At 40.4% G+C, this 16,379-nt stretch carries 15 protein-coding genes; 5 read left to right on the top strand and 10 right to left on the bottom strand.

The genetic code is table 11. The features are described from left to right. Positions 1–15 precede the first annotated feature (15 nt). The 8 genes from H8S37_RS01415 to H8S37_RS01380 all read right to left on the bottom strand — a co-directional run bounded on the left by H8S37_RS01415 (position 16) and on the right by H8S37_RS01380 (position 10,368). Positions 16–3,309, bottom strand: coding sequence for a DUF5717 family protein (locus H8S37_RS01415; protein ID WP_186874275.1), 3,294 nt, complete (start codon positions 3,307–3,309; stop codon positions 16–18). A gap of 145 nt (positions 3,310–3,454) precedes the next feature. After that, complete coding sequence (locus tag H8S37_RS01410) at positions 3,455–3,799, bottom strand: cupin domain-containing protein (protein ID WP_186874274.1); 345 nt, start codon at positions 3,797–3,799, stop codon at positions 3,455–3,457. Further along, positions 3,796–4,251 (bottom strand): GNAT family N-acetyltransferase, encoded by a 456-nt coding sequence (locus H8S37_RS01405; RefSeq protein ID WP_186874273.1) that lies wholly within the window; start codon positions 4,249–4,251, stop codon positions 3,796–3,798. Before H8S37_RS01405 ends, H8S37_RS01410 begins: the two co-directional genes overlap by 4 nt. Before the next feature lie 25 nt (positions 4,252–4,276). Then, positions 4,277–5,521 (bottom strand): cytochrome c biogenesis protein/redoxin, encoded by a 1,245-nt coding sequence (locus H8S37_RS01400; RefSeq protein WP_186874272.1) that lies wholly within the window; start codon positions 5,519–5,521, stop codon positions 4,277–4,279. Positions 5,522–5,687: 166 nt separating this feature from the next. Continuing rightward, positions 5,688–7,682, bottom strand: coding sequence for an ABC transporter permease (locus H8S37_RS01395; RefSeq protein ID WP_186874271.1), 1,995 nt, complete (start codon positions 7,680–7,682; stop codon positions 5,688–5,690). Continuing rightward, entirely contained in the window at positions 7,679–8,443 is a 765-nt protein-coding gene (locus H8S37_RS01390) for an ABC transporter ATP-binding protein (protein WP_186874270.1), read from the bottom strand. Before H8S37_RS01390 ends, H8S37_RS01395 begins: the two co-directional genes overlap by 4 nt. 177 nt (positions 8,444–8,620) lie before the next feature. Beyond that, positions 8,621–9,652 carry a sensor histidine kinase gene (locus tag H8S37_RS01385; RefSeq protein WP_243207035.1) on the bottom strand — a complete coding sequence of 344 codons (1,032 nt, stop codon included), beginning with the start codon at positions 9,650–9,652 and terminating at the stop codon, positions 8,621–8,623. Between the two features lie 44 nt (positions 9,653–9,696). Beyond that, a complete protein-coding gene (locus tag H8S37_RS01380) occupies positions 9,697–10,368 on the bottom strand; it encodes a response regulator transcription factor (RefSeq protein ID WP_186874269.1) in 672 nt (223 codons plus the stop codon). 230 nt (positions 10,369–10,598) lie between these two features. Between H8S37_RS01380 and H8S37_RS01375 the strand changes: the two genes are divergently transcribed. From H8S37_RS01375 to H8S37_RS01365, 3 genes are read left to right on the top strand one after another with little or no spacing between them, the layout of a single operon-like run. After that, entirely contained in the window at positions 10,599–10,919 is a 321-nt protein-coding gene (locus H8S37_RS01375; RefSeq protein ID WP_186874268.1) for a PadR family transcriptional regulator, read from the top strand. Further along, a complete protein-coding gene (locus H8S37_RS01370) occupies positions 10,912–11,496 on the top strand; it encodes a DUF1700 domain-containing protein (RefSeq protein ID WP_186874267.1) in 585 nt (194 codons plus the stop codon). The genes H8S37_RS01375 and H8S37_RS01370 overlap by 8 nt, the downstream gene beginning before the upstream one ends. Beyond that, positions 11,493–12,449 carry a DUF4097 family beta strand repeat-containing protein gene (locus H8S37_RS01365; RefSeq protein ID WP_186874266.1) on the top strand — a complete coding sequence of 319 codons (957 nt, stop codon included), beginning with the start codon at positions 11,493–11,495 and terminating at the stop codon, positions 12,447–12,449. Before H8S37_RS01370 ends, H8S37_RS01365 begins: the two co-directional genes overlap by 4 nt. Before the next feature lie 263 nt (positions 12,450–12,712). Here the strand turns inward: H8S37_RS01365 and H8S37_RS01360 are convergent, their stop codons facing one another. Next, on the bottom strand, positions 12,713–13,060 hold the full coding sequence (locus tag H8S37_RS01360) for an arsenate reductase family protein (RefSeq protein ID WP_186874265.1): 348 nt from the start codon (positions 13,058–13,060) through the stop codon (positions 12,713–12,715). 200 nt (positions 13,061–13,260) lie between these two features. On the opposite strand from H8S37_RS01360, the gene H8S37_RS01355 reads away from it, so the two are divergent. Together H8S37_RS01355 and H8S37_RS01350 are read left to right on the top strand one after the other, a co-directional pair. Continuing rightward, on the top strand, positions 13,261–14,463 hold the full coding sequence (locus tag H8S37_RS01355; RefSeq protein WP_186874264.1) for an FprA family A-type flavoprotein: 1,203 nt from the start codon (positions 13,261–13,263) through the stop codon (positions 14,461–14,463). A gap of 64 nt (positions 14,464–14,527) precedes the next feature. Continuing rightward, positions 14,528–15,013, top strand: coding sequence for a cytidylate kinase-like family protein (locus H8S37_RS01350; protein WP_186874263.1), 486 nt, complete (start codon positions 14,528–14,530; stop codon positions 15,011–15,013). Between the two features lie 189 nt (positions 15,014–15,202). On the opposite strand, the gene H8S37_RS01345 is transcribed toward H8S37_RS01350, so the two are convergent. Next, positions 15,203–16,264, bottom strand: coding sequence for a SurA N-terminal domain-containing protein (locus tag H8S37_RS01345; protein WP_186874262.1), 1,062 nt, complete (start codon positions 16,262–16,264; stop codon positions 15,203–15,205). Positions 16,265–16,379: the final 115 nt, after the last annotated feature.

The following is a 16,379-nucleotide window of genomic DNA, read 5'->3' as shown; positions in this document are numbered from 1 at the left end:
AGGCAAAATGCCTCCTTAATATTGTATAAACATATGCGCCGCCACCGCATCTTCCACAGCGTAGGCCCGTATCATTTTTTGCTGCTTTTCCTTCTCTTCCTCCAACAGAATATCGTTGAGCCGCCCGTATCTTCCGGCTTCCCCTTTTTTCGCCTCGCGTTCACAGCTTTCCTTACTGCTGCGATAGGAATTTCCATCTATGGTTTCTTTAAAATAGTATTTTAATTTTTCATTGGCAAACAATACAAATTTTTTGACATACAGGTTCTCATACATAGGTGTAAGCACTTCTGTAGAATAATCTGCCGGCTCCATACTGCCCTTTTGAAGCTGGTAATACAGCATTACCCGACTTCCTTTCTGCCCTTTATACTCGATCAGCGTCTTATCCCAGAGCTGCAGCTCAATCAGCCAATCCTTTTCATACTGTAAAAAGAATGGGAAATAGATCTGCTTTCCGCACAATTCCTGAAGAAATTTTTTCAATGTTTTGCGTGTCTGCGAACTATATTCTCTCTGTGCGTAATATTTCAAGACTGCGATTTTACATATGTCAATGGTATCCTCACCCTTCTCGTACTCCCGACAGATTATGTCAATGATGCTTTTCCCAACCTTTCTCTCCTCCACCACATATTCTCTGGATATATACGCCAGGTATGCCTGCTGTAACCTAAAATACGCGCCTTCTGCATAGTATTCTTCAAAGACTGCCGCTTCCTGGAACACCTCCTCAGAAAATAGCATCTGTGTCAGAATTCGCTCCGCCAGTTTATGTGTATGTACTTCATATTCTCTTGCCTCTCTCCAGAGCCATTTCATATCAGAAGTCGCGCCGCAGTAATAATTTGCGAGATAGGTCAATATCACCTTGTCATACTGTCCGCGTTTAAATAATTCAAAGCATATATAGGTCAAGAAGTCATCAGATTCATAGTTACTCTCCCGAATCGTTTTGCTGCATAAACCAAACATTTCCTCTTCCGAATAATTCTCCATTCCCTGTGCTTTGACAACCTGAAGGTTTAACTCCTGCTCCTGTTCTTCTTCCCTGCTCCTTTTCAGTCCGTTTATAAACTTCCGGCACATATCCATATATCGCAGTTCATAGAACAGACGCCTGCTGTCATAAGGGATTGAATCGGTATAATGCCTGCCGTCCTTTCCCTCCCATACAAGCCTGTCTGTCTTTGCATATAAAAAGACCTGCGTTCCATTGTCTGTATATGGCACCTTCTGCGTAACTGAGCCATCCTCTGCAATCACATGGATAAATTTCATATTCGGTACTTTTGTCGTAATTTCATATGCATGGCAAATATCATACAGCGCTTTTACCCTCTCCGGATTCATAGAACGTTCCACAATAAATCTTTTATAAATCACCCGAAGCAGTTCATCTATGTGTCTGCGATCCAACTGGTTCCAGGCAAACGCCTCCATTTCATCACGGTAATGCGCATAGATTTCACTTCCTTCATCTTCATATGTAATTAAGTTTGCATACAAAAATGCGCATTTGTGATAGTCCAGATTATTTCCATGCATAAAATATAAATACACAGAACGCGGCAAAGCTTTGTTGAAATAATGTGGATCCGCTGCCGCCATATAGTACTCATAAAGCTGTGCTATCTTTAACTCTGACTCTACTGCCTTTTCATACCATTTAAAATAGGTACTTTCCATACGGTTTCCTTTGATCAAAAGCGTACAGATAGCTGTCAGAATCATCGATTCCTCATACATCTCATAAGACAGCACCAATGTATCATAAAGATGCCTGTCAAAGGTTTTTAACTGACTTGCAAGATTCGCAGTATAAAGAGCCAATTCCTTCGTCATCATCTTATATTTTACTGCAAAGAAAAGTACTCTTACTTCAAACATTCCCAGCTTTTTCAGAGAGGAACTTTTATCGCGGAAACACTTGAACGCTTCCAGATAAAACCAAATACTGTGGGATTTTTCTTCATAGAACTGTTTTTCTAATGCCCGCAGTCTCTCGCTGTAAATCTTGTATTCTGAATCCACATTCACAAGCATACATAAAATCTTCCAGCTCTCCGGATGTTTCATATAGGATTTTGAAAGCTCCTCTGCTACCCGGCGCTGTCCGATACTGTCATTGCTTAAAAGTGTAGTAAGGTAGAGATAATACGAACTCATCTCTACATCCTTGCCAATTGCAAACCGATTGTAATTATAGGATTCTAAAAGCCATTTTGCCTCCTCCGTCATCCTTCCAAGCAGGCAGATATGCGCATGTACCAGCAGATACACCTCATTTTTGCTGTCTATATCACGCAAATGTTCAATCCGCTTCAAGGCCTCCTTCGTCCATGTATTGATATCTGTCTTTCCCGCCTCATAGTTTAAATAGCTTTTTATAATTCCTGCAAACTCTTGATCTGCTGCTCTGTATTCTTCATCTCTTTTTACATTTTTCTCCACCACGATCTCATAAGAAAGGGTTTCATACGGTGTCTCCAGCACGATCTGTCCGAAATTACTTCCATTATGCAGGTTCTCAGTTGTAATAAAATACTCCAAACGGTAGGAATTTCCGATAAATTCTTCTGTCGTGATCCGCGTATGCTCTACAGAAAGAAAGTCTCCCTCTGCCCTCACGTCCATTTCCAGATACCCCCACGTATTCTTTTTCACGGTAAAGGTCTCTTTCCTGGCTTCCTCCAGAGAGATAAAGGCACGACTTTCTTCCTCCAACGTCAGAAAAATTTTTTCTTTCTGTTTACAGCCGACAAGAAATTCCTCCAGTGCATGCTGGTTTAATTCCCATTTGCGCATATTGTCATATAAAGCCTGAATCCGCTTATCCTCATATTTCAATATTTCATAGAAATCTCTGGAACGGAACAGCTTTTCAGCCTCAGCCCTGTCTCTAAAAGCCAGCTTCTTAAAATCCTCCAGGCTCTGTACTTTCCCATAGCTTGTCATAACAAACGGCTTTTCTATAATCGCAGTAAATGCAATATCGAACTCTCCGCCATTGCAGACAATCGTGAATTTGCCATGCTCTACATGTCCTGGAACCAGTCCCGTCCCATCATATGTATAATAAATATTTACCGGATTTCCATCAAATCCCTGCTCGTCACAATGCACACGAAAAGAAGAGGGATATACAAGCCCTCTGATTGTTCCTTCTCCTTCATTTTGCAGGGAAAAGCTTCCTCTGTATTCTTCTCCCTCTCCGACACGCATGATAATCCGTGTTTCCGGAAATATGATTTCCGGCTGAGGAATATGAAAATCTCCCTTTGCAAATCGTTTGATTTTATTCTTCAAGTCAGTCACCTACTCATATTTCTTCTTTTGACATGGCATAGCGCCAGAACATTGACGCTGACATACTACAGTAGATTATAGCATTATTGTAGTATTTCTTGCAATGCCAGAATAGAAGAAATTCTGTTCGGATTGTATACACGTATTACACCTTTAATATAAGTGCAATAAAAATGAGATCTTCTTTCCCATTGTTTTTCATACCATGTCCTCTGCCGTTCTCACAGAAAAATACATCTCCCGGCTCCGCCTTATGTGCTATTCCATCGTCCTCATACATGCCGTATCCGGAAAGAATGTAATAGGCTTCGGTCTCCCCATAGTGTTCGTGATGTCCTAACTCACATCCTGGCTTTAAAGTCACCCTTGAAAACATACTACAGTGCTCTCCCAGTTGTGCTGCATCTAAGAGCGCTTCCTTAATAACGAAACCAGCTCCTCCATTTACACGCTCTATCGCCTCTGTTTTTCGTTCGTCAGCTTTCGTCATACATCCTCCCTCTGGCTGTCTTTTACCATCTGTACATATTTCAGCACTTCATACCCACATCGTTTATATAAAGCAATTGCTCTTACATTTTCCTCCTCCACTTCCAGGCGCAGCCTTGTCACCTGAGGTTCCTTTGTTTCTTCTACATAACGCAAAAATTCACTTCCCAGCCCCTTAGACCGGTACGCCTCCAGAATATATAACTCTTCCAGCCAGTATACATATCCTCCTGCTTCTTGTGAATAGCTTTTTGAAACCAGTCCGTAGCCCGCTGTATTTCCTTCCCATTCAAGAATATATCCTCTTGCATATCCTTCCGGACGCATGCATTCCTCAAACGTCCTTTCAAAACATGCATCCGGTATAGGATGCAGGACTGCAGGAGAATGATAAAAATCATACGCCATTCTAATATATACTTCCCTGTCTTTCTTTTCTAATTTTCGGATCATACATTTCTCCTTTCTTTCCTTCCGTTTATTTCCTGCTGCCGCTCTTTTTCCCGTCCAACGTCTGTTTTATGATGCTTCGCATCACATCTTCTGAAAGCTGTCCCTGCACATACCCAAAAATGTTCCCTTCTTTGTCAATCATAAAGGTAGTCGGGTAAGCAGTAATTCCATACTGTGCAAAGACTTCCCCTCTGGAATCCATCACTACAGGGTAAGTATACCCATTTTCTTCTAAAAATTGTCTGATTTCCTCTTCATCGGTCTCATTTCCATAACCTGGGGCGGCGATTCCAAGAATCACTACCTCCGCTTCTTTTCCATTTTCTCCATATTCTTCATATAATTTCTGAATATCTGGCATTTCTGCCTTACAGGGAGGACACCAGGTTGCCCAGAAGTTTAAAAACACAACTTTTCCCTTATACTCAGAAAGTGTATGTTCTTCTCCATATTGATCCCGCAGAGTAAAATCATAGTCTGCCCGTTTCTCTCTCTGTTCTTTTTTCTCCTGCCCTGTATTTTCTTCCGCCTTTGTTTCCTGCTTTGTACCTGTACCCGACAGATACCCTGTCACAACATTCATTTTTCCTGTAAACATCATCAAGCCCATCAACAGCATTAAAACACCGCCGGCTTTTACTGTATAACGCACTGCCTTTCCATGCTTTTTAAAGAAGCTTAGCACCTTTGCCGTAAACAAGCCTACCGCCAGAAACGGCAGTACAAAGCCTGCTGTATACACACCGATCAGCAGAAAACCTGCCGCTTGTGTCTGCGCACTTCCTGCCATCACAAGGACACTAGCCAGAGCCGGACCTACACAGGGTGTCCAGGCAAAACTAAAGGTGACTCCAAACAAAAGCGCTGTCAGAGGAGACATAGTCAGCCTGTCCAAATGAATTGGCAGACGATGTTCATTTCCCAGCACTTTAGACTTTCCAAAAGCACCCAACTGGTACAGCCCGAACAAGATGATTAGAATACCTCCCACTCTTGCAAAGAGTATCTGATGTTCATGCAAAAAACTGCCTGCTGCTGAAACACCTGCTCCCATCAAGAAAAAGGACACACTGATCCCAATGACAAAACAGATGGTATGAAGCAACAATTTTCCTCTGTGCTTTGAAAAATCGTTTTCTCCTTGAACACCACCGGAGAGGTAGCCCAAATATAAAGGAACCAACGGAAGCACACAGGGAGAAAAAAAGCTCAGCAATCCCTGAAAAAATACAGTCATCACAGGAATACTCATTTCTAATTGAAATCCCATTTCTTTTTCTCCTTATTTTTCCTGATTTTTTGCCTTCTCCGGCTTAAGTGGGTATATTATACCATGTCTACCAGGCTCGCGGAATACCTCGCCAAGTGGAACAGGTATAACTCGCACTAAGCTCGTAAAAACCTCGCTAAGTGCTCATATTATACCATGATTCTTTTTATCTTACAATTTTATAATATTCTCTGGAGGTCACAGCAAATACAAGTACATAAAATACCACGAAAACCAGAACCGTTGCCCCTGTACAGAGGGCAAGTAATGGAACATTCGTCAAATACATGATTTCCAAAAGCTTTGCCATCAATTTAAATGCGACACCCAAATGCAGCACTGCCGCCGCAAGAGGCAAAAAAAACACCGTCATAACCTGGCTTTTTATAGAGCGTACAACTTCCCGTTTATCCATCCCTACTTTCTGCATAATCTGGTATCTGTCCCTGTCGCTGTATCCTTCCGAAATTTGTTTGTAGTAAATAATCAGCACAGTCGCCATCAAAAACAGAGATCCTACAAAAATTCCCAGGAATAAAAACCCTCCATCTATTTGCAGGAAATCCGCCTTGTGTTCTTCACGGATCTCTATCCTTGCGCTCTCTCCGATTTGGTTAGAAATATTCCCTTCCATTTTTTTCATCGCGCTGCTTACTGCTTCCTTTTTTCCTTCCAGATTAAATTCAATGTTATAGCTTAACGCATTGGCACCTTCTATTCCGTATTGCCGCACCAGGTTGTCCATCTGTGTTTCTTCTGACATAATCACGTAAATATTTCCGGTCACATTAGACATGGTCCCTTCTTCTATCCGCATACTGTCTAATTTTTCTTTTACTTCATACATGTTTTCTCCCAGCTTCAGCGTATCTGCGGTATATGGTTTAGAACCGGAGGAAAAGACCATAACTTGATTCTCGGAAAGTGTCACGTCTGTGCCCTCCAGCTCATTGTAATCTGAAACAGGAAGTAAGATCAACTGGCAGTATTCCTCCGCCAAAGTAGAAAAGTTCTCATCTACTTTCGTCATATCTACTACTATCTCATTTCCGCCGTCAAACATACAAGCCAGATTTCCAGATGTGTATTCTGCCAAATCCTTGATTATGACATCCGCTGTCTTAGCTTCTTCTTTTACAATCTGGTCTGCCCTCTCCTTCGCTCCTTCCTCAGGCATATAGATCTCTGTCTTGAAATCTGTAGGATACCGTGTCGCTATCACATCATCAATCCCCACATATAAAGATACCGTCATGGTTATCAGAACCAACACAACCGTGCTCATAATACAGATGTTTGCAAGTCCTACCGCATTTTGTTTCATACGGTATATCATACCAGAAACCGAAATAAAATGCCTCGTCTTGTAGTAATATTTCTTCTTCTTTTTCAGCGTCTTTAAAAGAGCAACACTCCCTGCCACAAACATGCAGTAGGTACCTATGATTACCAGCACAACTGCTATAAAAAACTTTGGAATCGCTGTCAGTGGTTCCTCTGTCGTAAGCGCAATATAATATCCCCCTGCAAGAGTGACGATTCCTACCAGCACAAGCAGCCACTTTGTTTTCGGTTCCTTTTCTCCTATACTTTCTCCTTTAAGCAGTTCAACCGGTTTTACCCTTCCTACTTGAAACAGATTCGTAATAAGCGTTGCCGCGAAAATCCCCAGAAACAAAAGAGTTCCTTGCAGAAGTGCCACAGGCTCCACCGAATAGGAAAGCGGTACTGGAAACTGCACCACCTTTAAGAGAAGCAAAAACATCAATTTGCCGAACAGCATCCCCAGTAAAAGTCCTACTGTCAGACCGATAACTGTCGTAATAACAGTCTCACAGATCTCCATTTTTATTAAGTTCCTTTTGTCCATCCCCAAAACCTGATATACACCGAATTCTTTTTTCCTTTGCCTGATAAGGAAACTATTTGTATAGAACAAAAATATCACAGCAAAAATTCCTGTTGTCCAGACTGCATATTTTAAAATCCATTTCAGACTTTCACTTCCGTTCATCTGATCCAGACCGGAATTTCTCGAAACGGCACTTAGGCAATAAAACATCATAATCGTGATAATACAAGTCAGAAGATACGGGATATATGTTTTATGGTTTTTCTTCAAATTTGTAAATGCCAGTTTAAAATAGAACACCTTACTCACTTCAGTTCACCCCCTGTTGTCAGGACGGTCAGTGCAGCTGTAATTTTCTGATACATTTCCTCATTCGTCTGACACCCTCGATAAATCTGGTGAAAGACCTGTCCATCTTTGATAAACAGTACTCTCTTGGCACTGCTTGCCGCCTTTACACTGTGGGTAACCATCAAAACAGTCTGCCCACTCTGGTTGATCTGCGTAAATAGATTCAGCAATTCATCCGAAGCCCGGGAATCCAACGCCCCTGTTGGTTCATCTGCAAGAATTAACTGTGGTTTTATAATCAGCGCCCGTGCAACCGCAGCCCTCTGCTTCTGTCCTCCTGATACTTCATATGGATATTTTTTCAAAATGTCCATAATCCCCAGGTGTTCTGCTATAGGAAGCAGACGCTTGTGCATCTCTTCATATTTTTTTCCCGCCAGTACAAGCGGAAGATAAATATTGTCCTCCACAGAAAAGGTATCTAACAGGTTGAACTCCTGGAATACAAAGCCCAGATTCTGCCTGCGAAACGCTGCCATTTCCTTCTCTTTTACCTGGCTTAGGTCTCTTCCTTTTAAATAGACTTTTCCACTGGTCGGTTTATCTAATGCAGCCAGAATATTAAGAAGTGTTGTTTTTCCCGAACCACTCTCTCCCATGATTGCCACATACTCCTGCGGTTCCACAGAAAAGCTGACATCCTTTAATGCCTGGACTTTACTTCCTCCAAACCGTGTTGTATAAATCTTCTTTACATTTTTCACATCCAATAATGCCATAGTATCCCGCCTTTCTTTCATTTTTCAAGAATCAGGCTGCAAAATATATCCTGCTCCTGAATCTTCTTAAATTATAAAGAGATACGCTGCCTATCTGCCATAACCTTCCCTTACAATTCAAATCCTGATTCTTACATTTTTGTAATGTTGCTGTCTTTTTAGCAGGACACTTATCTTTTAGTCATCACATTGAAGCTCTCTGCGTGAAAGGCCCAGCACTACTTTCGTTCCTTTTCCCTGCACAGAATATATCGCAATATCATGGTTTAATTTCTCACAGACTGACTTACATAAATACAACCCGATCCCTGTTGATTTTTTATCCTGTCTGCCGTTATATCCCGTAAAGCCTTTTTCAAAAACCCGCGGCAAATCCTCTTTACTGATTCCGATCCCCGTATCTTCTATTACAAGTACACTGTGTACACTTTCCTCTTGTCCTTTTTTGTGCACAGCAACATTTCCAGCCTCCAAATTTTCACCTGGCTCCGTATAGATAGAAATAGCTCCTTTTTTCGTATACTTTAAGGCATTGGATAAAATCTGTTCCAGTACAAACACCATCCATTTTTCATCTGTAAGCACCATTTGTCTGCACTCTTCATAATTCAGCTTTATCTTTTTTAAAATAAACATCTGAGAATACTTACGTACAGCCTGCCTTATCAAAGTATCAATTTTATACCAGCAAAGCATCATATCAGAAGAAATATCTCCAACTCTCAAATAGGTCAGTACCATTTCCACATACTGTTCTGTCTTGAACAATTCCAATTTTAATTCTTTCACTGCCTCTTTTCTCTGTTCTTCATTATTTTCTTCCATCGTCTGAAGTAACAGGTTCATTGCTGAAATGGGTGTCTTAATCTGGTGTACCCACATTCCATAATAGTCCTGCATTTCCTGATATCCGATACGCATTTTAGATTCCAGTGCATTCTTGTCCTCAAACAGCTCCGTCAGTCTGTTCTGGTAAGTTTCTTCTGTTATTTCTTCTGACTCCGGAAATTCTCCCAGCTCATCTGGCAGTCCCTTTACTGCCTGTGCCACTTTCTCATAATGTCGAAGATAATGTATAAGTCCTAACATTCCTGCTGACAAACAGAAGAATCCTCCAAGCAAAATCATATATCTTAATGCATCCTGCCTGATATTATATAGATACAGCACCAGATAAAGGATACCCAAAAACCCTAAATAAAAGAGCATATTTTTCCAACTCTTTTTCAAATAAGCCGCAAACACCTTTTTCATCATTCTATTAAATACCCGATTCCTTTCTTGGTCTTTATAAAATCTCTTAAATCTGCCTCCTCCAATTTTTTTCGGATTCTCGTTATATTTACGGTCAGTGTATTGTCGTCAATAAATGTGTCACTCTCCCACAAACGCTGCATCAGTTCTTCCCTTTTTACAATTTTCCCAGCGTTTTCCATAAGTACTTTTAATATTTTAAAATCGTTTTTTGTCAATTCTATTTTTTCATTTTTATATGTCAGCGTAGCATCGCTCAAATTCAGAAACGCACCATTTCTCTCCAACAAATTGACCTGTCCTTGAAAAGAATATGTCCTTCGAAGAAGAGCCTGTATTTTTGCCGTCAGCACATTTAGATCAAACGGTTTCTCCACAAAATCATCTCCGCCCATATTCATTGCCATGACAATATTCATATTGTCACTGGCAGATGACAGAAATAGTATAGGCACTCTGGAATTTCTTCTTATTTCTGTACACCAATGATATCCGTTATAAAATGGAAGCAGAATATCCAGCAGCACAAGCTCTGGACCAAACGCAACGAATTCTTCCATGACATTATGAAAATCCTGTGCCACACATACTGAATAATCCCATTTTTCCAAGTGCTTTCTCACACTCTGCGCAATTGTAATGTCATCCTCTACGATAAAAATCTTATACATATATGCCTCCTGTCTCCAGCCCTTTCTTCTCTTTTTTCACATTTTAAGATTCCTTAAAATCTGTTTTTCATTATACTCTATCTTCTTATCTTTCAACAAGTATCCTGTAATTTTATTTTTCAAATACCTATTGACATTATATATTATACACTATATAATATAAACATATTAAATATATGCATTTTATTTATATATATTTAAAATTATTATATAGAAAGGACTGGTGTACTATGACATTTACTTTAAATGCGCCTATGCTTGATTTTCTCGTCTTATCTGTCATCGCCGAGGGGGACACTTACGGCTACCAGATAAGTCAGATTATCAAACGTGCTTCCAACACAAAGGACTCCACACTTTACCCGATTCTCAAAAGACTTCAGGAAAATAGTCTGGTAGAAGCCTATGATATGCAGTATCAAGGCCGTAACCGTAAGTACTACTCCATCACAGAGGACGGCCGCAGACATCAGCAAGAGCTGCTCAAGGAATGGGAAGCTTATAAAACCATTATCGACGACATTGTAAAGGGAGGAATTTCAAATGAATAAAAATGAATATATGAAACAGCTTGCAAGAAAATTGCGCCGCCTGCCAAAGGAAGACTATGACAAGGCGCTTGCCTATTTTGATGAGTATTTTGAAGATGCCGGCCCTGAGAATGAACAACAGGCGATTGCGGATCTTGGTTCTCCTGAGGAAGCTGCAAAAGAATTGATTATGAATCTTGCCGAACAAAATATAGAAGAACCACCAAAGACAATGAAAAAAGGGCTTTCCGCCGTCTGGGTAGGAATCCTGGGCGTATGTGCGGCGCCGATTGCCCTGCCGCTTATGCTTGCTTTTGTCATTGTCGCGGTGGCTCTGATTTTTACGGTATTCGTTCTTCTATTTTCTCTGATTCTCTGTGCTATAGCGGTAGCAGCAGCCGGCGTCCTGGGAATATTTGGAGGCAGTATTCTCTTGTTTCACACATTTCCTGACGGGCTATGCAATTTAGGCTTGGGGATTTTTGCTCTGGGTACAGGTATTCTCTGTATATATGGTGCTATTTTACTATTTAAATGGTTTTTGAAAAAGACGACTTGTTCACTTGGAAAAATCGCAAAAGGAGGACGAGAAAAATGAAAAAAACAACAAAAAGGATTTTACTTTTCTCCTGTTCCTTAATGGCAGCCGGACTTCTCTTTACAGGCATCGGCTTTGCCGCAGGCGGACGCCCTGGAATCTCCTGGACACAAAAAGGAATTGTTTCTGTATCCTCTCAGACAGAATATAGACTCGAAAAGACGAAAATAGATTCTTTCAAAAATGTACAGATTGACATAAATTCCATGGCAGACCTCCGTATTCTGCCCTCTGATGACAAAAACTACTATATAGAATATATTCTGGACGGAGATTACAATGAGCCCTCATACGAGGTAAAAGGTGATACACTATATTTTAATCAGGACGGTTCTTCTATTTCCTTTATTAACTTCGGCTTTGATTTTTCAAATATGTCCAATACAAAATCCTACTGTAATCTGTATGTTCCCGAGAATACAGTACTTGGAACACTAACTGTTTACAATGATGCCGGCAATTTTTCCGTCTCATCGACTTCCGCCGATACAGCGGATATAACTCTCGATTATGGCGATTTAAATATAGAAGATTCCTCATTTAAAAATCTGACAGTAGATATGGATGCCGGTGATGTTGTCACAAAATCTGTCCACGCAGAGGTACTCTCTCTTATAAATGCTTTCGGTGACTCCACATTAAAAGATTTTTCAGGAAAAGAAGCATCTGTTGAGATAGATTCCGGTGATTTTTATATGGAAGCAAATACACTGGATTCCTTCAATGGAGAAAATGATTTCGGAGACATGACCCTTCTTCTGCCTGAAGCGCTGAAAATATATACCTTTGATTTGAACACAGACTTCGGAAGTATACGCCTTCCAGAAGATGCGCCAAAAGGTTACTACTCCGAAGATGAAGTCATGGAAGAATACTATAAAACCGATGGAGAAACCAATAAAACAATCCATATTATCGTAGACTCCGGAGATATAGAAATTAAAAATTTATAGATTTAACGAAGCAACAAGCAATGCGAAAAGAACAGGCAAACTCTGTGTCATGCTTGCATGTAAACTGAAGTTTGTCTGCTTCTTTTCATTTGGCGACTGCCGATAGCGAAATGGAGCGCAGCGGAATTGAGCTGACACTGCGGAAGCTAACAAAAATGGTTCGCGCAAGAGGGCGTGTATTGCAATGTTCGTCAGGGCTTCGCCGGAATTCCTCACTTTTTCAACACACGCCCTCCCTCGCTTACACTTTCGCCAGCTTAAATTTATATTTTCTCCTCCCACTCCTTTTCTTTAAATCCTACCAATACTTCTTTTTCTGTAACGAGAATGGGGCGTTTTACAAGCATACCGTCTTGTCCTAGAAGCTTAAGCTGTTCTTTTTCACTCATCGATGCCAATTTTTCTTTCAACTGCATTTCTTTATAAAGTTTTCCACTTGTATTGAAAAATTTTTTGAGTGGAAGTCCACTTTTTTTGTACCATTCTTCCAGCTCAACGGCAGATGGATTCTCTGTTTTGATGTCTCTTTCTTCAAAAGAAATATGGTTTGCCTCCAGCCATTTTTTTGCTCTCTGGCAGGTGCTGCATTTTGGATAACATACAAATAACATACTTTTTCTCCCTTCACTGTTATGACCTCTTTACTATAATCTATTTTCCCTTTGATTACAATTCTTCCAGACAAAATGATACTTTTTGTACGAAAACAAGTACCTGTCTTGCTAATTTCCACTTTTATGTTAAAATAGATACGGCAGTAACCTTATAATTGAATGTTATCTTTTCTATAATATAAAGGAGGAACTCACAAATGCATAATTACAGAAAAATAACAGAGGATTTGTACTGGGTAGGAGGAAATGACAGACGCCTGGAACTATTTGAAAATATTTTTCCGCTTTCTAAAGGCGTATCTTACAATGCTTACTTATTAATGGATGAAAAAACTGTGCTTTTAGACACTGCTGATGCTGCAATAAGCCGACAGTTTCTTGAAAATGTCACAGCAGCCTTAAACGGACGTTCCTTAGATTATCTCATTGTAAATCATATGGAACCGGATCATTGTGCTTTGATCGAAGATCTTCTTTTGCGTTATCCTGAACTTAAAATAATCGGAAATGCAAAAACATTTCCCTTAATCAACCAGTTTTATGATCTAGAAACAGAAGGTAAAACGGTTACAGTAAAAGAAGGAGATTCTCTCAATTTTGGCAGACATACCCTGCACTTTGTTATGGCGCCTATGGTGCACTGGCCGGAAGTTATGATGACTTATGATGAAACAGACAAAATCCTTTTCTCTGCCGACGCGTTCGGAACTTTCGGTGCTTTAAACGGCAATCTTTTTAATGATGAAATTGATTTCGACCGCGACTGGCTGGATGAAGCAAGGCGTTATTATACAAATATCGTCGGTAAGTACGGCATGCAGGTACAAAATGTACTGAAAAAAGCAGCCGGACTGGATATCCTAATGCTCTGCCCTCTTCATGGCCCAATATGGAGAAATAATCTCTCTTACATTCTGGACAAATACAACACCTGGAGTAAGTATGAGCCGGAAGAGAAAGGTGTTATGATCGCGGCGGCTTCTATGTATGGAAATACAGAAAACATGGCAGAAATCTTTGCTTCCATGCTTGCAGAAGCAGGAGTAAAAAATATCTGCTTTCACAATATCTCAAAGACACATGTTTCTGAATTGATTTCTGATACCTTTAAATACAGTCATATCGTCCTGGCCGCTCCAACTTATAATAATGGTATCTATCCACTCATGGATAATTATCTGGAAGATATGAAAGCACTTGCTGTACAAAACCGAACTTTTGCTGTTCTTGGGAATGGAAGCTGGGCTCCCCAGTCTGCAAAACTCATAGAGTCAAAGTTAGGTGAAATGAAAAATATTCGTCTTATTACGGAAAATTTCGCAGTCAAATCTGCTTTGAAAACGGAGCATACACAGTTATTAAAGGAACTCGCAGAAAAAATAGCAGAAGAGCTCAAATAGATAATTCTTCATTTTTTTACAGATTAGTGTTATAATGTACAGCATATACAAAGGAGGAGTTATTATGAAGTTAGTCATTACTATGAGCCGTCGTTTCGGAACCGGTGCCAGCGTAATTGCGGAAGAGCTTTCTAAACGACTTCATATCCCTGTCTATGATAAAGCTTCCATTGAGCAACAGCTAAATGACCATATATACGAAAATGAGGCGCAGGCAATTCGTAAGCTTGCAGAGCACCCATGTATTATTCTTGGACGCTGTGCTTCTGATATACTCAAGGATAAGCTAAATGTACTGAACATTTTCGTATGTGCTCAAAAAGAAGATCGGATACAGAGGATCATAAAATTATATTCTCTTACCTATGAACAAGCAAAGGAATTAGTTGAATCCACGGATGAACAGCGTGCTGCTTACTATTATGAACATACAGGTAAAACGTGGGGAGATGTAAATGATTATCATATGATTCTAGATACTTCACAGCTTGGCATTGATAACTGTCCGGATATTCTGATGCATTATTTTGAAAAACTAGAATATATTTAAATACCATGTATCGCAAATTATGTAACAGTTCAGCCCGCGCCATTCGTAAAACCGCACTGCGTGCTTATCGTGGCTGCCGCCACCGTTTTACTCATTGATGGGCGCACACTGTATGGCTGAACTGTTACTAAATTATATATTTCTAAAAAAGGACAGTCTCTTTTGGAGACTATCCTTTTTCATTTTACATTATTCCTCTGTTGTTTCATCCGTATACTCATCTGGGCTTTCCAGAATCGTCACGCCCTGGTCTTCAAAATCTACTTTTTTCCACACATTTTTGTGTACTTTAATCTCTGTATCATTCCGCCATTTTTCTAACAATTTATCATACTGCTCTTCTTTACGCTCTTCCACAATACTTGTCTTTTTTGCATCAGTTGCTTCTCTGTCCAAAAGACTAGTAAGCTTGGCTACATATATCCCGCTGTCTGTCACAACAGGTCCGGCAATTTCCCCTTCCTTTTCCAGCGCATCTGCCGCCGCAACTAAATCTGCATTCGGACTGGTCGATTCAGAATCAAATGTTGCTGTCTGCACTTCCAGCCCTGCATTTGCGGCCGCAGTGTCTATATTTCTTGTTTCATCTGCATTTAGATTATCCACAAATTCCTGTGCCGTTGTTTTAAGCGCTTCTTTCTCCTCATCAGTCAGCGTTACAGAATTTCCACTTTCATCTGTTGTCGTATAAGAAAAGTATACATACTGCATACTCTTCTGCGCCGCTTCCTCATCAGAAACCTCTGTATCCACATCCGCCGTCATTGCTTCTTTCATCCGCGTTTGTATTGTTGCAAGCTGCAATATTTTCTCCACATTCTTTTTATATCCGGAGACCATTTCTTTGTCTTCCAGGCTATTATCCTCATCAAATATTCCCACCGCTTTTGCAATGGCCTTTTTATCTTCCTCTGTAATACTTATATCGTATTCTTCCATATGCTGGGAAAGAAGATACATATCTTCCAGATTTTTTAGAATACTCTCCTTTGTCGTTTCCTCATAGGTTTTATCTTCTCCGGACTCCTGTGTCCACATTGCCTCCGGTGTCGTCCCCATCATACCAGCATAATACGTTTCATACTGCGCCTGCTGCATTCTTGCATAGAAATTCGCAACGCCAAATGGAATCTCCTCATTCCCAACTTCTGCTACAACGGCATCGTCCGAAGCTTTACATCCTGTAACCCCGGTTACTGCCAGGACCAAAACTGCTGCCGAGATGACTATTTTCTTCCTAAACGGTCTCATACTATCCTCCTAAGTAGATTTCTTCGGGCAAAATTCTATCGAGTACCCCGAATAACTTATATATTATACCCTGTTTTTTACAGACAGACAACCCCTTCTGAAATTTTGCCTGCCA

This window comes from Mediterraneibacter hominis (assembly GCF_014287475.1).
GTDB classification, from domain to species: Bacteria; Bacillota; Clostridia; order Lachnospirales; family Lachnospiraceae; genus Mediterraneibacter; species Mediterraneibacter hominis.
Note: the sequence above shows the minus strand (reverse complement) of the source record. Positions and strands in the feature narration are given on the sequence as shown.